The sequence below is a fragment of the Mesorhizobium sp. M0195 genome (assembly GCF_040322115.1).
GTDB lineage: Bacteria > Pseudomonadota > Alphaproteobacteria > Rhizobiales > Rhizobiaceae > Mesorhizobium.
The window spans coordinates 196,793-210,217 of record NZ_JAMYSV010000002.1 but is presented as its reverse complement, the minus strand read 5'-3'; the positions used below and the strand labels follow the sequence as shown (position 1 = coordinate 210,217).

The following is a 13,425-nucleotide window of genomic DNA, read 5'->3' as shown; positions in this document are numbered from 1 at the left end:
GCAATCATCGGATAGGCCATTCTCACAACAAGGAGACCAGACATGATCAAAACACTTCTCTGTGCCGCGCTCACCGCCACTTCCGTCACCGCAGCAATGGCCAATGACGCCGCCAGCGTGAAGCTTGTCTACGACCAGGCCCTTCCAAACGTGCCCGGCAAGAGCATGAAGGCCGTGCTCGTCGAGTACGCGCCGGGGGGTACGTCGCCGGCCCATACCCATCCCAAATCCGCGTTCATCTATGCCACGGTTCTGGAGGGGGCGATCCGAAGCCAGGTCAACGATGGGCCGGTGAAGACTTATCGCGCCGGCGAGAGTTTCTCCGAATTCCCGGGCGACCGTCATGCCGTCAGCGAAAACGCCAGCAAGACGGAAGGCGCTCGTCTGCTTGCTATTTTCGTCGTCGACACCAGCGAGACGGAACTGACGACGAACGCGAAATGAAATCGTGGCCCCCGGACCATCGTATGCGAAAGGACGGTCAGTGACATGAATTCGATCGCCAGCCGCACACTTGCGGGGATTTCGGTCCCCGATACACCGCTTGTTGGCCGAGCGATCGAACATGCCCGCCAGCGATGTGAACCCTACTTGTTCAACCACGTTGTCCGATCCTGGCTTTTCGCGGCCCGGATCGGACAGATTCAGAATATCCAGCACGACGCGGAGGTTGTCGCCGTTGCAACCCTGTTGCATGACATCACGCTCAATGAGGACTTCGCCGGGCCGCGCCGTTTCGAAGTGGAAGGCGCCGATCTTGCCCGCACCTTCGTTCGGGACGGCGGCTTCGACGAGCGGCGCGCCCAATTGATTTGGGACAGCGTCGCCCTCAACTCGACGCCGTCGATCGGCCTCTACAAGGAGGCTGAGGTGGCGCTTTGCACAGTCGGCATCTGTCTCGATGTCGTCGGCTTGCAATACAGCCTCGTTTCGTCAGCCGAGATTGCAAAGATCGTTGGCGAATTTCCGCGCCTCGGGATGAAGCGGCGGATGACGCGATGCTTTTGTCATATCGCCGAGATCAGGCCGGAAACCACCTACGACAACTTTGCCCGGGACTTCGGCGAGCGCTTTGTTTCAGGCTACAAGGCGACTTCGGCAGTTGATCTTGTGATGAACGCTCCCTTCGAAGAGTGAACGCAGTTTCGATCCAGGTTCAATCGACACCGGTCGGTTCAGCCTCGCCCTTCAAGTGACCCAAACGCTGTGCGCCTGTCGCATGCCTGCGCCAAAGCGAATTGCCGAGGGGCGCGGTCAGGTGCCAATTTCCACCTCCTATACTTCGGTTTAGGCGCCCCGACCTAATGAATGGCAGTACATATCATCGGGCGCGATAGCAACAATTTGGCTCGCCGGTCATCCTTACGCGGCAATGGATTGCAAACACCTCAAGGAGATAAAGTAATGAATATTGCAGCGTCACCGGTCGCTCCGAAGGGAAAAGCCGCCGCCCAACGCGCGAGTTATGCCGAGCAGTCGCCCGAACTTCTGAAGAAATTTATCGAATTTCTTGGAGCGACGCGAGAGGGGTCGATCGAAGAGCCAATCCGCGACCTTGTTGCCGTCCGGGCCGCGCAGCTGAACGGGTGCACCTTCTGCCTCGATATGCACGTCAAACAGGCGAAGATTCATGGCGAGCGCGAACTGCGCCTTTACCATCTGGCAGCCTGGCGGGATTCGACCTTGTTCGTTCCTCGCGAGCGTGCAGCCTTGGCATGGACGGAAGTCTTGACGAAGTTGCCCGAGCAGGGTGTCCCGGACGAGATCTACGATCGGGTCAGGTCGCAGCTTTCCGAGAAGGAAATCTCCGATCTGACCTTCGTTGTCATGGCGGTCAACTCTTGGAACCGTCTGAACATCGGCTTCAAACCCGTCCCGGGCTCGGGCGATGCGAAGTTTGGCCTGAGCAAAGCAGCGCTGAGCTAATCTTTGGAATGGGTCAGAATGGCGCTTGTTTGTGCGCCATTCTGAGCCGCCGGGCAAAGTCGCCGAGCTCGGCGACCAACACTGGAACCGATCTCAGCCTCCCGGCCGCGGCCGCGAGGCGCTCTCAGGAGGGCGTCATGCGCATTGACAGTCTGCATCCAGTAATATCGGCCCGTCTTATGGTGGTCGATGTCGACGCTCCACTCCGCAGTGCGGCACTCTCACTTTCCAGGCCCGCAATAGGCCTGGTCGTGGTGTGCCACGGCAGTGGGGAGGCGGCAGGCGTGCTGAGCAAGTCCGACCTTGTCCGCCATCTGGCCAATTCAGGGCCAACAGAAGCGCCGATTGCGGCATTGATGAGCCGGTCCATCGTGTCCTGTGGTCCCGATGATGATCTTCATTCAGTCTGGCAGACCATGGCCGCGCAAGGCCTGCAGAATGTGCCGGTGCTCGGGGCTGACTCGAAACCGCTAGGCGTCCTAGATATCCGTGATGCGATGAAGGCGCTCTTTAAACAAGAGGAACTGCAGGAACGGCTGCTTGCCAACTACATCAGCGGGATCGGCTACCAATAGAGCATGGTCTCGCGATTGAATATACGGAAGTATGCATCGGCGTCTTCTTAGATATAGTAGAAAATAAAGGTCGCAATTTATAGCGTATTGAAGCAAATAGGTGACGACTTAGCCAGCGGGGAATGAAATGTTTCGTCCGGACATAAAAGAAGATGTCTTCGACGGCCCGCCCGATGGCCCTGGAAGTGGTATGTCCGTGCAAATGTCGACGACCGGCATCGTCCATGACCTGGGCAATCTTATTCAGGTCGCCTCGTCGGCGTTGAACCACCTGGCCCGCGATCCGAGCATCCAAGCGGCTCCGGCGCTCGGGCCTGTAATAGCCGGCGCCAAAACGGCTTTGGAACGGGCCGGGGGCCTTGTCCGGCAAACCATCAGCCTCGCCCGAGAGAGCCACGCGGAAATCGAATACACAAACGTAGGTGCTTGCCTGGCTGAGATCGAGACCCTCGTACGGAGCGCCTTGGACGCCAATTTCGGTCTTGAGCTTCGGGTCGGGTCCGACCTGCCTTTGGTGCGATGCGATCGCTTTGGATTGCAAAATGCGGTTCTGAATCTTCTGTTCAACGCGCGCGATGCAATGCCTGACGGCGGTTTCATCTCGATCGATGCCGGCTTGGCCTCTGAAAACTCCGCCGCCAGTCAGGTAGATATCCGTGTCGCGGACAACGGTATCGGGATGACCAGCGAGACGATGGTCTGCGCCTTCGATCCGTTCTTCACCACCAAACGCGAAGGCCTCGGCGGCGTCGGATTGCCGATGGTGAAGCACTTTGCCGAGCAATCAGGCGGAAGCATCGATATTCAGAGCACACTTGGGGTAGGCACGACCGTCACTCTGCGGTTGCCTGCGATGCGATAGCGGCCCGCCAATCTGCCTCTGGTGATAAACGTGACATACAGTCGAGAGATAAAGATGGATGCACAAGTCGTCGAAAACGTCCAACAGCACCGTTTCGAGCTGCCGATCGCCGGCGATATGTTTGCGGCGGCCTATTATCGGCTCGAGGGCGGGAAGGTTGCGCTGATACACACCGAAGTCCCGTCGGAATTTTCCGGACAGGGGATCGCGTCGCAATTGGCCCAAGGGACCTTCGAACTGCTCCGCAAAACCGGCCGTAAAGCGATCTTGAAATGTCCCTTCATGAGCCGCTTTTTCGCCAAGCACCCGGACTATGCAGATGTCGTCTGCGGCTAGTCATGGGGACGAATGTTGAGGGTTTCCCAAGGATCTATCCAAATGCCTGACGAGTATGATCTGCAGAGGTTCGTCAGCGCACAGGATCCGGTCTACGACGACGCGCTGGCCATTCTACGTCGAGGGATGATGTGCACTCCCTACATGGAGTTCATCTTCCCAAGGTTGGCCATAAGGCGAACTGGTGCAGCGCCTGAGCCATATGCAATCACATCGCTCGACGAAGCCAGCGCCTATCTCTCATTTCCGATCCTCGGAGGCCGTTATCGGGAATGCGTTGGTACCCTGCAACGGCTCTCGGGCCTGAGCGCTCGCGCTGTCTTCGGTGACGTTGATGCGAAGAAGTTGCACGCGTCCCTCACGCTGTTTTCCGAAGCAAGCAACGAGGAGTTCCTGCTCGAGACAAGCTTCGACGTCTGGTTCGACGGTTTGCTCGATGAGGAAACGATGAACGATCTCTACTTGATGTCGTAGTGGTCTGCTCGTGCCAGCGGCGTAAAGCCGTCGCGGCGCAGAGGTCACCATCCGCTGCCTTATCATGCGGTGCCATTTCGAAACCGTGACCTGCGTCGAATATAGCGGGGCCGAAATGGTCGAACAGGACGAAGGGCCCGATCATGAGGCGATTCGAGGAGGGCAATACGCGCCCTACCTTCAGTCCGTCCGCAAAATCAAGGATAGCCGGCTGGATCGATGCCTGTGATATCGCTTTGGCGGATGGTCATGGATCTCTGTCCTTCTGCATGCTTTGTCAGCCAGGTGCTCGAACGCGCTTGAACGGAGCGGCTCGAAAGACCGTCTGAATGGCTTTGAGGAGGGCGAATTTGGAGCTCGTGTGATGCTCTCCCGCGATGCCGCTTTCATTAGAAGCCGACACCCTCATCGACAGGACCGCGGCAAGATCTTCGGCCATTTCGGGCCGGTCGTGCAGCAGCGGTGCAAAGCTTTCCTGGTCTATCTCGTAAACCGTGACAGGGGTCATTGCCCGCAAACTCGACATCTCGCCAATGCCGGCGAGCAGGCCGGTCTCGCCGAAGAAATCGCCAGGTGCAAGCCGGCCGATCTCCTGCAGTTGATCGTCGTCCTCGCCAATTTGCCGGACGATGACGCCCGTCCGTACGATCATGAGCGACGGCAGCATCTCTCCCTGTCGTGCGATGATCTCGCCCTTATGGTAGGTGTGAACCGAGGCCGCTTTGGCGAGCGACTCCTGCTCGGTACCCGTCAGTGCCGAGAATACCGGTATGGAATTGATAAGCTCGATCGGGGTGAAGCCTTGCGAGGCTGCCGTCTCGTCGCTCGGCCGGTCGGTTATGGCAATCGAGCCCGAAAGTGGCTGCGCCAGCAGCAGGCCGGTCGACTTTGAATGGCGATAAATGAGATCGAAGATGTCGTTCCGAGCGGCACTTCGCTGGTCAATACTTGCGACGCGAAACGACAACTCGATCTCGATAGCTGCAGCATCCAGGCTTCTGATGGTAACCGAAGGCGAAGGGTCCTGGAGGATTGAATTGCAGCTCAGCAAGACAGTGCGCATGAGATCTACGATGATCGCCGGCGTCTTCGTTGGCGCCACCTTGACGGTGACGGCAAGTCCATGGCTCTCGTCCGGACCGCTTAAATTTGTTACCCCGATCTTGGCGAGAAGGCTGTTTGGCAGCGCGACGACATTGTGGGTCGGGGTAAGGAGTTGAGTCGACCGCCAGTTGGTCTCGACAACGCGGCCTTCGGTTCCGTCGCCCAGAATGATCCAGTTTCCAAGCACGTAAGGGCGGCCGAGGTTAAGCGCGATCCCAGAAAATACGTCACCAAGCGTATTCTGGAGCGCCAGTCCCAGCATGACGGCAAACACGCCCGACGTGGCAATGAGCGTTCCGACCGGCACTGCAAAGACGAACGCCAGGATCGACAGGAACATTCCAGCATAGACGATTCCGACCACGACGTCCTGCAGGAGACGTGCCTCGCGCGGCTTTCGCTCAAAGACGAGATAGATGCGGACAAATCCGATCAGCGCCCAGGCAAGGTGAACCCACCAGAGCAGCTTGACCGAGCCGATGAGGATCGCTCCCCCGGTTGTTTCGTTGTTCCCTGCGGCCTCGTACGGCACGACGCGCAGGTGGAGAACCATGGCCGACATCGCGAGGAAAAAGCCAAGTTGGACGACCAGCTTCGCATTGGCGAAGCGTCTGGGGATGAGAGACCAAACGACGATCCCGGCGAGGCCGAGCAACACGATGTAGACCAGAGGAGAGTTCCACCAGTTCATGAACGATCACCGCAATGCCCAGTTCAATGTTTGGTCTCCGGCCCGGCGATCGGGCCTCTGCCGCTGGCCTTGTCTTTTTCGAGCACTGCTTCGGTGATCGAATTCGGCAGCCGTCGCGGCTTTTCGATCAGCCCGAGCACCGGCATGGCGATGATGAAGAACGCGAAATAGTAAAGCGTCGCCAGTTGGGACATGACGACGTATGCGCCTTCCGCCGGCCGGGAGCCGAGCCAGCCGAGAAAGAGGGCATTGGCAACGAATAGCCAGAAGAGCACCCTGTACCAGGGGCGATAGACCGCCGAGCGCACTTTCGAGGTGTCGAGCCACGGCACAAGGAACAGCACCGCGATCGAGCCGAACATCGCGAGCACGCCGCCGAGCTTGGAATCGATCGGCCCGATATTGAACGTGATGGCCCGCAGGATCGCGTAGAACGGCAGGAAGTACCATTCCGGCACGATGTGGGCCGGCGTCTTCAGCGGATTGGCGATGCTGTTGTTGTCTGGATGGCCGAGATAGTTCGGCAAGTAGAAGACGAAGTAGGCGAAGAAGAACAGGAACACGAGGATGCCGAAGGCATCTTTGACGGTCGCATAGGGCGTGAAGTCCACGACATCGGTTTTCGATTTGACCTCGATGCCGGTCGGATTGTTCTGGCCGACGACGTGAAGCGCCCAGATATGCAAGGTCACCACGCCCGCAAGCACAAATGGCAGCAGGTAATGCAGCGCAAAGAAGCGGTTCAGCGTCGGATTGTCGACCGCGAAGCCGCCGAGCAAAAGCTGCTGGAGCCAGTCGCCAACCAGCGGAATGGCCGTGAAGAAGTTGGTGATGACAGTAGCGCCCCAGAACGACATCTGTCCCCAAGGCAGCACGTAGCCCATGAAGGCCGTCGCCATCATCAGCAGGAGGTTGGTGCAACCGAGCACCCACAGCAGTTCACGCGGCGCCTTGTACGAACCATAGTAGAGCCCGCGGCAGATATGGATGTAGACGGCAATGAAGAAGAACGACGCGCCGTTGGAATGGAGATAGCGCAGCAGCCAGCCCGAATTCACGTCGCGCATGATCTTCTCGACCGAATTGAAGGCCAGCCCCGTATCAGGAGCGTAATGCATCGCCAGCACGATACCGGTCAGGATCTGTGAAACCAGCATCATCGTGAGGATGCCGCCGAACGTATAGGCGTAGTTCAAGTTGCGCGGGACGGGATAGACGATGAAGCTGTCATAGACCAGCCGCGGCAGCGGCATGCGCGAATCGAGCCAACGTTCGATTCTCGTTTTGGGCGTATAGGTCGAGTATTTGTCGCCGCTCATCGAAATGCCCCTGCCTCAGCCGATACGGATCTTGGTGTCGGAAACGAATTGGAACACCGGTACCGCCATGTTCTCGGGTGCCGGCCCCTTCCGGATGCGGCCGGCGGTGTCGTATGCGGAACCGTGGCATGGGCAGAACCAGCCGCCGAAATCGCCTTCCTGGCCGAGCGGGATGCAGCCGAGATGGGTGCAGACCTGGATCATCACCATCCAGGCTTCCTTGCCCGGCACAGTTCGGTTGGCGTCGGTTGCCGGCGCATCGGCCGGCAGGTTGGCGTTGCGGGCGATTGGATCCTTGAGTTCGGCGAGATTGACCGCCTCGGCGTCCTTCATCTCTTTTTCGGTGCGGTTGCGCACGACCACCGGCTTGCCGCGCCACTTCACGACGAGCGACATTCCTGGCGTCAACGACGAGACGTCGACCTCGATCGCGGCGGGCGCTTCGACGCGCAATGTGTGCTCGGCTGTGGAGGTTTCGGAAAGGTCGGCCATGATGGCGACTCCTGTTGTTGGAAGCTGCGTCATCGCGTTGGTGGCAATCGAGCAAAAGCAGGCCACGGCTTTCGCCTTTCCAGTCTGCTCATGCCGCGCCGAATATGCCGGCCGTGGCCGGGTGTGAGCCATCGTGCCAACGGCACGCGCGTCCAATACTTTCGTTTAGGATTTCCTGAGCGAAGGACTGGCCGGGCTGGCGATGATGCCATCATGGAAGGTTCTGGATTCCTCCAGATAACCGATATGCCCCGGCATTGCGCACGGCGATCCCAAACTTCAGCCCGACCATACCTCGGCATAGGCATGTCTAGCTGTCGGTGTCGTAGTCGTCGTCCCCGCCAAGTGCGAGTTCTTGGAGCGGTTGTCTCGCGTGGCAGGTTTTCCGCCCGACGACGACTAGCGCGATTCAATCGGGTTCAGAAAAGGGAAAAGCGGTGAAACTCTACTACAGCCCTCTCGCGTGCAGCCTTGCGGACCACATCGCGCTGGAGGAGGCTGGTGCATCCTTCGAGCGCGAAACCGTCAATCTCAAAACCAAGCGGACGGCCTCGGGGGATGATTTCACCACCGTGACGCGCAAGGGGTATGTTCCAGCCCTCGTGCTGGATAGCGGCGAAACGCTGACGGAAAACATCGCCGTCCTCGATTGGCTCGCGTCGTGATATCCGGCACTGGGAGTGGAAGGGCCGTTGGGCCGTACGCGCGTTCTCGAAGCGCTGACCTATGTCTCGACTGAAATACATCGAAGCTTCAAGCCGATGTGGCACCAAAGCAGCGATGCTGAAAAGGCCAAGGCGAGCGCGACGATTACGAGCCAACTCGAGTTCTTCGCAGACGGGCTCAAGACCGACTATCTGTTCGGCGACAAACCCAGCGTCGCGGATTTTTATCTTTTCGTGATGCTGCTTTGGGCGGCCCGCTTCCACGTCCCTGTTCCCGTGCCTTTGCAAGCGCTCCGCGCCCGAATGGCTGCCCGACCGGCTGTGCGCGTCGCAATGGATCGTGAGGGCCTTGTCTGAAGCCGGGGTGGCCCGAGCATAAGATCAGACGCAACATATTCTCTCGCCCCAACAGAAGATCAGGAGTCATTCTCATGCTGCCGTTTCTGCGGATGCTACATCCTGCCGCTTCCAAGCGCGGGGACGGCCTACATCTCGAATTTCTCCGAAGGGAAATCGAGGAAACGCTGGACCTTACGGACATTCCGTCAGAGCTCGCCGCACTGCCCCCTGGCCGAGTGGTTGCAATACTGGATTCGCGGCAGTCACCATCGAAATAAGCGCAATATTTCTTGTCGGCCGATGAGGCGGGCGAGTCTGGTCGTTCCCGCTCGTTGGTCGTCATAGAGGCTTCATCATGAATGCGAGTAAGGCCCCCGACACGGTTGATCATCGCCGCCGGCGCATTGTCGGTGCGACAGCAATGACGTTCGCCGCCACCGAACTCGGCTTGAGCGCGCCGGCAGCCACTTGGTGGTTGAGGCGAGGGCGTCCGCGACGCAAGCCAGGCCGGAATCATTCGGCTCGCTCAGACAGGTCAATGCCGGAAAACTGAGCGTCGGATATGCGGAGCTGGGGCCTGCCGAAGGTGCTCCAGTGATCCTGCTTCATGGCTGGCCTTATGACATTCACACCTACACCGACGTCGCTCCCCAGCTTGCCGCAACGGGTTACCGCGTGATTGTGCCCTACCTGCGCGGCTACGGCACTACGCGCTTCCTGTCGGACGACACGATACGCAACGGCCAGCAGTCGGCGCTCGCCGCGGCTGCGATCGCCCTGATGGATGCACTGGGGATCGAAAAGGCCACGATCGCCGGCTGCAACTGGGGCGCTCGAACGGCCAGTGTCGTTGCCGCGCTCTGGCCTGAGCGTTGCAAGGCGACCGTCTCGGTGAGCGGCTATCTCATAGGAAATCAACAGGTCGGCAGGGTGCCGCTGCCACCGGAGACAAAGCGCCAATGGTAGTATCAGTATTACTTCATTACTTCGCCACGGATCGCGGCCGCGCCGGCTACGAGAAATACACGCGCGATTTCGCCAAACCCATCTGGCAACTCGCTTCGCCGCAGTGGAATTTCGACGATGACATCTTCGAGCGTAGCGCCGCAGCCCTGGATAACCCGGATCACGTCAGCATCGTCATACACAATTACCGCTGGAGGCTCGGCCTGGTACATGGCGAGCCGGAGTATGACGTTCTGGAAAACCGGCTGGCCGAAGCTCCCGTGATCACAGTGCCGACCATTACCCTGAGGGCGATGCCAATGGCGCACCCCATTCGGACAGCAGTTCCTACGCCAAGAAATTCTCGGACAGATACACGCACCGGATCATCACCGGCGGTATCGGCCACAACTTGCCTCAAGAAGCCCCGCAAGCCTTTGCCCAGGCTGTCATCGACGTTGGCGAATACTGATCAGGCAAGCTGAGTGAGCTGCTGATGCCTGCGTTGGATGGGCGGCGAGGACATGATGGTTGCGAGCTGAACATCGAGGCGTGGCCTTGGTCCACAGCGACGTTGCGCTTGACTCGTCCATATTATCTATAATAAATCATACATATTGCCCTCAAAAAAGACGGCAGGTCTGGGAGGACCGATGAAAATCACGGCCATCAAGGCGCGCGTCTGCAATGCGGAAATGCGCAACTGGGTCTTCGTTCGCGTCGAAACCGACGAGCCCGGGCTATTTGGCTGGGGTGAGGCGACACTGGAATGGAAGACCAGAGCCGTCGTTGGGGCGCTTCAGGATCTTGAGGCCCTGCTCGTCGGGCAAGATCCGCGCAACGTGGAGCAGTGCTACCAGATACTTACGCGCCACGGCTTTTGGCGTCTTGGCGTCGAGGGAATGTCTGCCGTCAGCGGCATCGAGATCGCGCTCTGGGACATCTTGGGCAAGTCATTGGGCGTCCCCGTCTGGCGCCTTCTGGGCGGTCAGGTCCGCGATTATCTGCGCACCTACACGCATCTCGGCCTCGGGGACATGAAGGCGGTCTATGAGACCGGATCCGCGGATGCCATCGTGGAACGCGGACGCATCGTGACGCAAGCAGGCTACGATGCGGTCAAGGTCGTCTGCGTTCCCTACACCCACTACGTATCGCCCGCCAAGGCAGTCGATTCCGTTGCCAACATGGTTGGCTCACTTCGCGAGGCGGTAGGCCCGGATATCGACATCATGGTCGATTTCCACGGACGCCCTGCATCGGTTAACGCGGCGATGGACTACCTCAAGGCAATCGAGCCGGCCCGCATCATGTTCGCGGAAGAACCCGTTCCACCCGAAGATGTTGCCGGACTGGCGCATATCACGGCGCGATCGGCCGTGCCGATCGCTTCCGGCGAGCGGCTGATCGGGCGCCGCGAATTTACGCACTCGATCGCAGCCCGCGCCTTCAACATTGCCCAGCCTGATATTTGCCACACTGGCGGTCTGCTCGAGACGAAGAAGATCGCGGCCATGGCGGAAACCGCGGGCATCGGCCTTGCGCCGCACAACCCGCTTGGTCCGATCGCCGGTGTGGCTGCTCTTCATTTCGGCATATCGACGCCGAACGTTGTCATTCAGGAGGAGATGTCCGGTGCCGTCGCCTGGTACGACGACGTCGTCACCTGGCCAATTCAGCGTAAACCAGGTCGCTGGGATCTGCCCGAACTGCCGGGCCTTGGCGTTACCGTCAATGAGGACGTGATCGCGCGCCACCCCTTCAAGCAGGAAGTGCTGCATGCCCGTAATGCCGTCATGCCGGACGGCACCGTGGTCGACTGGTGAATGCGATGGCAGGCCGGCTGCAAGGAAAGATCGCAATCGTCACGGGAGCGGGCCAGGGCATTGGTGCCGCCACCGCCCGCGCCTTTGCGATGCATGGGGCAAAGACCGTTATTGCCGAACTGAATGCGGCAAGCGGGAAAGCGATCGCCGACGAACTGCTGGCACAAGGCGCGGACGCTCTGTTCGTCGAGACTGACGTCACCGACGCATCCGCGGTCGCGAACATGGTCGCGCGGACGATCACGGTCTATGGCGGCGTCGACATTCTGGTCAACAATGCCGGTGCCAACGTCTTCTACGAACCATTGATGATGCCGGATGAGGAATGGGAGCGCTGCCTTAATCTCGACCTCCAGGCCGCGTGGTTCTGCGCCAAGGCGGTTTTGCCGACGATGTTGGCGAAGGGCTCGGGGTCCATCGTCAACATAGCGAGCTGTCACGCCTTCCAGATCATTCCCCATACGTTCCCGTACCCGGTCGCCAAGCATGCACTTTTGGGCCTGACCCGTTCGCTGGCCATCGAATACGCCGCACGCGGAATCCGGGTGAACGCGATCGCGCCCGGCTATATCGAGACGCCGATCGCGGAGGCCTACTGGAACACGTTCCCGAACCCCGCCGAGGAGAAGCGGCGAGCCTACGACCTCCATCCGCCCAAGCGCATCGGCCGGCCGGACGAGGTTGCAATGACGGCGGTTTTCCTCGCTTCGGACGAAGCGCCGTTCATAAATGCCGAGACGATCACCATCGATGGTGGGCGCTCGGTTCTCTACCACGACTAGCAATCACCAAAGAGCTCTCAGGGAGGATCTTCATGAAAACCACAACAAAGGCTTTGGCGACATTTGCGGTACTGGCTGCCGGACTGATGAGTGGCGCAGCAAGCGCAGACGAAATCAAGATCGGCTACATCAACAAGATGGGTGACCATCCATGGTTTGTCGCCGAAGTTGGTGGCGCCAGGAAAGCGGCTGAGGCGGCCGGGGCCGCGTTCGTGTCGCAGGACGTCCAGTTCGACGCCAATTTGACGATCACGACCTTCGATACGATGGTCGGCGATGGTGTGAAAGGCATCGCCATCGTCGTCCCCGACAAGGCGCTGGGACCAGTCATCGCGGAGAAAGCAAAGGCCGCTAAAATTCCCTTGGTGGCGGTCGACGACGATATCTACTACCAGGATGGCACCCAGGTCCCCTATGTCGGCATGAATGCCTACAACATCGGTGCGCGGGTGGGCGAAGAGCTCGCCAAGCTCTACAAGGCCGACGGCTGGGCGGGCAAAGAGGTGCGCATCGCCTCGATCGAGGATCGCAAGGCGGATACCTGCATGCAGCGCAACAAGGGCGCGGAAGAAGCGTTCTTGAAGGCGGTGCCCGATTTCAAGCCTGGGAATATCCTGCGCGTCCCCTACGACAACACGATGGTCAACGCCATCGACGTGATGACCACCACATTGACGGCCAATCCCAGCGTCACGAACTGGATATTCTACTCATGCAACGATGATGGCGTGCTGGGTGGTGCGCGAGCACTGGAGAATGCCGGCTATACCGCAGACCAGGGCATGGGGATAGGCATCGACGGGAGCCGCGCCTGCGACGCCTTCGGATCAGGAAAGCCATCGGCATTCCGTGGCACGATGTGGCTCAACTCGGAAAATCACGGCGCGCTTGCGGTGAAGATTCTCTTGGCCTCGATCAAGGATGGAACGAAGCTGCCGGTTCAATCCTTCACCGACCCGGAATACATCACCGCCGACAATTTTGCGTCGGACTACAAAGCCAAGCTCTGCCACTGAACCGGCTACGCGTCATGCGCCGCAGGGCGCATGACGCTTTTTGGGCCCGCAGTTGTCAGCGCGCACACGCCAC

General features: G+C 59.4%; 15 protein-coding genes and 1 pseudogene. 13 read left to right on the top strand and 3 right to left on the bottom strand.

From position 1 onward, the window contains the following. The first annotated feature begins 42 nt into the window (after nucleotides 1–42). The 7 genes from NKJ12_RS05850 to NKJ12_RS05820 all read left to right on the top strand — a co-directional run bounded on the left by NKJ12_RS05850 (nucleotide 43) and on the right by NKJ12_RS05820 (nucleotide 4,173). Nucleotides 43–444 carry a cupin domain-containing protein gene (locus NKJ12_RS05850; RefSeq protein ID WP_352476719.1) on the top strand — a complete coding sequence of 134 codons (402 nt, stop codon included), beginning with the start codon at nucleotides 43–45 and terminating at the stop codon, nucleotides 442–444. 45 nt (nucleotides 445–489) lie between these two features. Further along, on the top strand, nucleotides 490–1,137 hold the full coding sequence (locus NKJ12_RS05845) for an HD domain-containing protein (RefSeq protein WP_352701569.1): 648 nt from the start codon (nucleotides 490–492) through the stop codon (nucleotides 1,135–1,137). Between the two features lie 267 nt (nucleotides 1,138–1,404). Next, a complete protein-coding gene (locus tag NKJ12_RS05840; protein ID WP_254818507.1) occupies nucleotides 1,405–1,926 on the top strand; it encodes a carboxymuconolactone decarboxylase family protein in 522 nt (173 codons plus the stop codon). A gap of 137 nt (nucleotides 1,927–2,063) precedes the next feature. Continuing rightward, nucleotides 2,064–2,501, top strand: a complete 438-nt coding sequence (locus NKJ12_RS05835; RefSeq protein ID WP_352455793.1) for a CBS domain-containing protein — start codon at nucleotides 2,064–2,066, stop codon at nucleotides 2,499–2,501. 127 nt (nucleotides 2,502–2,628) lie between these two features. Next, nucleotides 2,629–3,363 carry a sensor histidine kinase gene (locus NKJ12_RS05830; protein WP_352701568.1) on the top strand — a complete coding sequence of 245 codons (735 nt, stop codon included), beginning with the start codon at nucleotides 2,629–2,631 and terminating at the stop codon, nucleotides 3,361–3,363. Between the two features lie 54 nt (nucleotides 3,364–3,417). Continuing rightward, nucleotides 3,418–3,699, top strand: coding sequence for a GNAT family N-acetyltransferase (locus tag NKJ12_RS05825; RefSeq protein ID WP_254818510.1), 282 nt, complete (start codon nucleotides 3,418–3,420; stop codon nucleotides 3,697–3,699). A gap of 42 nt (nucleotides 3,700–3,741) precedes the next feature. Next, entirely contained in the window at nucleotides 3,742–4,173 is a 432-nt protein-coding gene (locus NKJ12_RS05820; protein WP_352701566.1) for a DUF1810 domain-containing protein, read from the top strand. A 277-nt stretch (nucleotides 4,174–4,450) separates the two neighbouring features. On the opposite strand, the gene NKJ12_RS05815 is transcribed toward NKJ12_RS05820, so the two are convergent. Genes NKJ12_RS05815 through petA form a run of 3 tightly spaced genes read right to left on the bottom strand, consistent with a single transcriptional unit; the run spans nucleotide 4,451 to nucleotide 7,779 of the window. Beyond that, complete coding sequence (locus tag NKJ12_RS05815) at nucleotides 4,451–5,968, bottom strand: mechanosensitive ion channel family protein (RefSeq protein WP_352701565.1); 1,518 nt, start codon at nucleotides 5,966–5,968, stop codon at nucleotides 4,451–4,453. A gap of 23 nt (nucleotides 5,969–5,991) precedes the next feature. Beyond that, nucleotides 5,992–7,287, bottom strand: a complete 1,296-nt coding sequence (locus NKJ12_RS05810) for a cytochrome b (protein WP_352701564.1) — start codon at nucleotides 7,285–7,287, stop codon at nucleotides 5,992–5,994. A 15-nt stretch (nucleotides 7,288–7,302) separates the two neighbouring features. Continuing rightward, nucleotides 7,303–7,779 carry a ubiquinol-cytochrome c reductase iron-sulfur subunit gene (gene petA, locus NKJ12_RS05805; protein ID WP_352701563.1) on the bottom strand — a complete coding sequence of 159 codons (477 nt, stop codon included), beginning with the start codon at nucleotides 7,777–7,779 and terminating at the stop codon, nucleotides 7,303–7,305. Nucleotides 7,780–8,216: 437 nt separating this feature from the next. Here petA and NKJ12_RS05800 point away from each other — a divergent pair, with 437 nt between their 5' ends. From NKJ12_RS05800 to NKJ12_RS05775, 6 genes and pseudogenes are all read left to right on the top strand, one after another. Beyond that, nucleotides 8,217–8,444 carry a thioredoxin domain-containing protein gene (locus tag NKJ12_RS05800; protein WP_352701562.1) on the top strand — a complete coding sequence of 76 codons (228 nt, stop codon included), beginning with the start codon at nucleotides 8,217–8,219 and terminating at the stop codon, nucleotides 8,442–8,444. A gap of 27 nt (nucleotides 8,445–8,471) precedes the next feature. Then, on the top strand, nucleotides 8,472–8,801 hold the full coding sequence (locus NKJ12_RS05795) for a glutathione binding-like protein (RefSeq protein ID WP_352701561.1): 330 nt from the start codon (nucleotides 8,472–8,474) through the stop codon (nucleotides 8,799–8,801). A 337-nt stretch (nucleotides 8,802–9,138) separates the two neighbouring features. Further along, nucleotides 9,139–10,200 (top strand): annotated as a pseudogene (locus NKJ12_RS05790) (alpha/beta fold hydrolase). Between the two features lie 181 nt (nucleotides 10,201–10,381). Beyond that, nucleotides 10,382–11,554: a galactonate dehydratase gene (gene dgoD, locus NKJ12_RS05785; RefSeq protein WP_352505161.1), complete on the top strand. Its 1,173-nt coding sequence runs from the start codon at nucleotides 10,382–10,384 to the stop codon at nucleotides 11,552–11,554. A gap of 5 nt (nucleotides 11,555–11,559) precedes the next feature. Then, nucleotides 11,560–12,336 (top strand): SDR family oxidoreductase, encoded by a 777-nt coding sequence (locus tag NKJ12_RS05780; RefSeq protein WP_352701559.1) that lies wholly within the window; start codon nucleotides 11,560–11,562, stop codon nucleotides 12,334–12,336. Between the two features lie 32 nt (nucleotides 12,337–12,368). After that, nucleotides 12,369–13,352 carry a substrate-binding domain-containing protein gene (locus NKJ12_RS05775; RefSeq protein WP_352701558.1) on the top strand — a complete coding sequence of 328 codons (984 nt, stop codon included), beginning with the start codon at nucleotides 12,369–12,371 and terminating at the stop codon, nucleotides 13,350–13,352. Nucleotides 13,353–13,425: the final 73 nt, after the last annotated feature.

Excerpts from the sequence above, each read along its gene's own strand:
- NKJ12_RS05825 (WP_254818510.1), top strand. The coding sequence starts at position 3,418 with ATGGATGCACAAGTCGTCGAAAACGTCCAACAGCACCGTTTCGAGCTG.
- NKJ12_RS05810 (WP_352701564.1), bottom strand. The coding sequence starts at position 7,287 with ATGAGCGGCGACAAATACTCGACCTATACGCCCAAAACGAGAATCGAA.
- NKJ12_RS05850 (WP_352476719.1), top strand. The coding sequence starts at position 43 with ATGATCAAAACACTTCTCTGTGCCGCGCTCACCGCCACTTCCGTCACC.
- NKJ12_RS05780 (WP_352701559.1), top strand. The coding sequence starts at position 11,560 with ATGGCAGGCCGGCTGCAAGGAAAGATCGCAATCGTCACGGGAGCGGGC.
- NKJ12_RS05840 (WP_254818507.1), top strand. The coding sequence starts at position 1,405 with ATGAATATTGCAGCGTCACCGGTCGCTCCGAAGGGAAAAGCCGCCGCC.
- dgoD (WP_352505161.1), top strand. The coding sequence starts at position 10,382 with ATGAAAATCACGGCCATCAAGGCGCGCGTCTGCAATGCGGAAATGCGC.
- NKJ12_RS05835 (WP_352455793.1), top strand. The coding sequence starts at position 2,064 with ATGCGCATTGACAGTCTGCATCCAGTAATATCGGCCCGTCTTATGGTG.
- petA (WP_352701563.1), bottom strand. The coding sequence starts at position 7,779 with ATGGCCGACCTTTCCGAAACCTCCACAGCCGAGCACACATTGCGCGTC.
- NKJ12_RS05815 (WP_352701565.1), bottom strand. The coding sequence starts at position 5,968 with ATGAACTGGTGGAACTCTCCTCTGGTCTACATCGTGTTGCTCGGCCTC.
- NKJ12_RS05845 (WP_352701569.1), top strand. The coding sequence starts at position 490 with ATGAATTCGATCGCCAGCCGCACACTTGCGGGGATTTCGGTCCCCGAT.
- NKJ12_RS05830 (WP_352701568.1), top strand. The coding sequence starts at position 2,629 with ATGTTTCGTCCGGACATAAAAGAAGATGTCTTCGACGGCCCGCCCGAT.
- NKJ12_RS05775 (WP_352701558.1), top strand. The coding sequence starts at position 12,369 with ATGAAAACCACAACAAAGGCTTTGGCGACATTTGCGGTACTGGCTGCC.
- NKJ12_RS05820 (WP_352701566.1), top strand. The coding sequence starts at position 3,742 with ATGCCTGACGAGTATGATCTGCAGAGGTTCGTCAGCGCACAGGATCCG.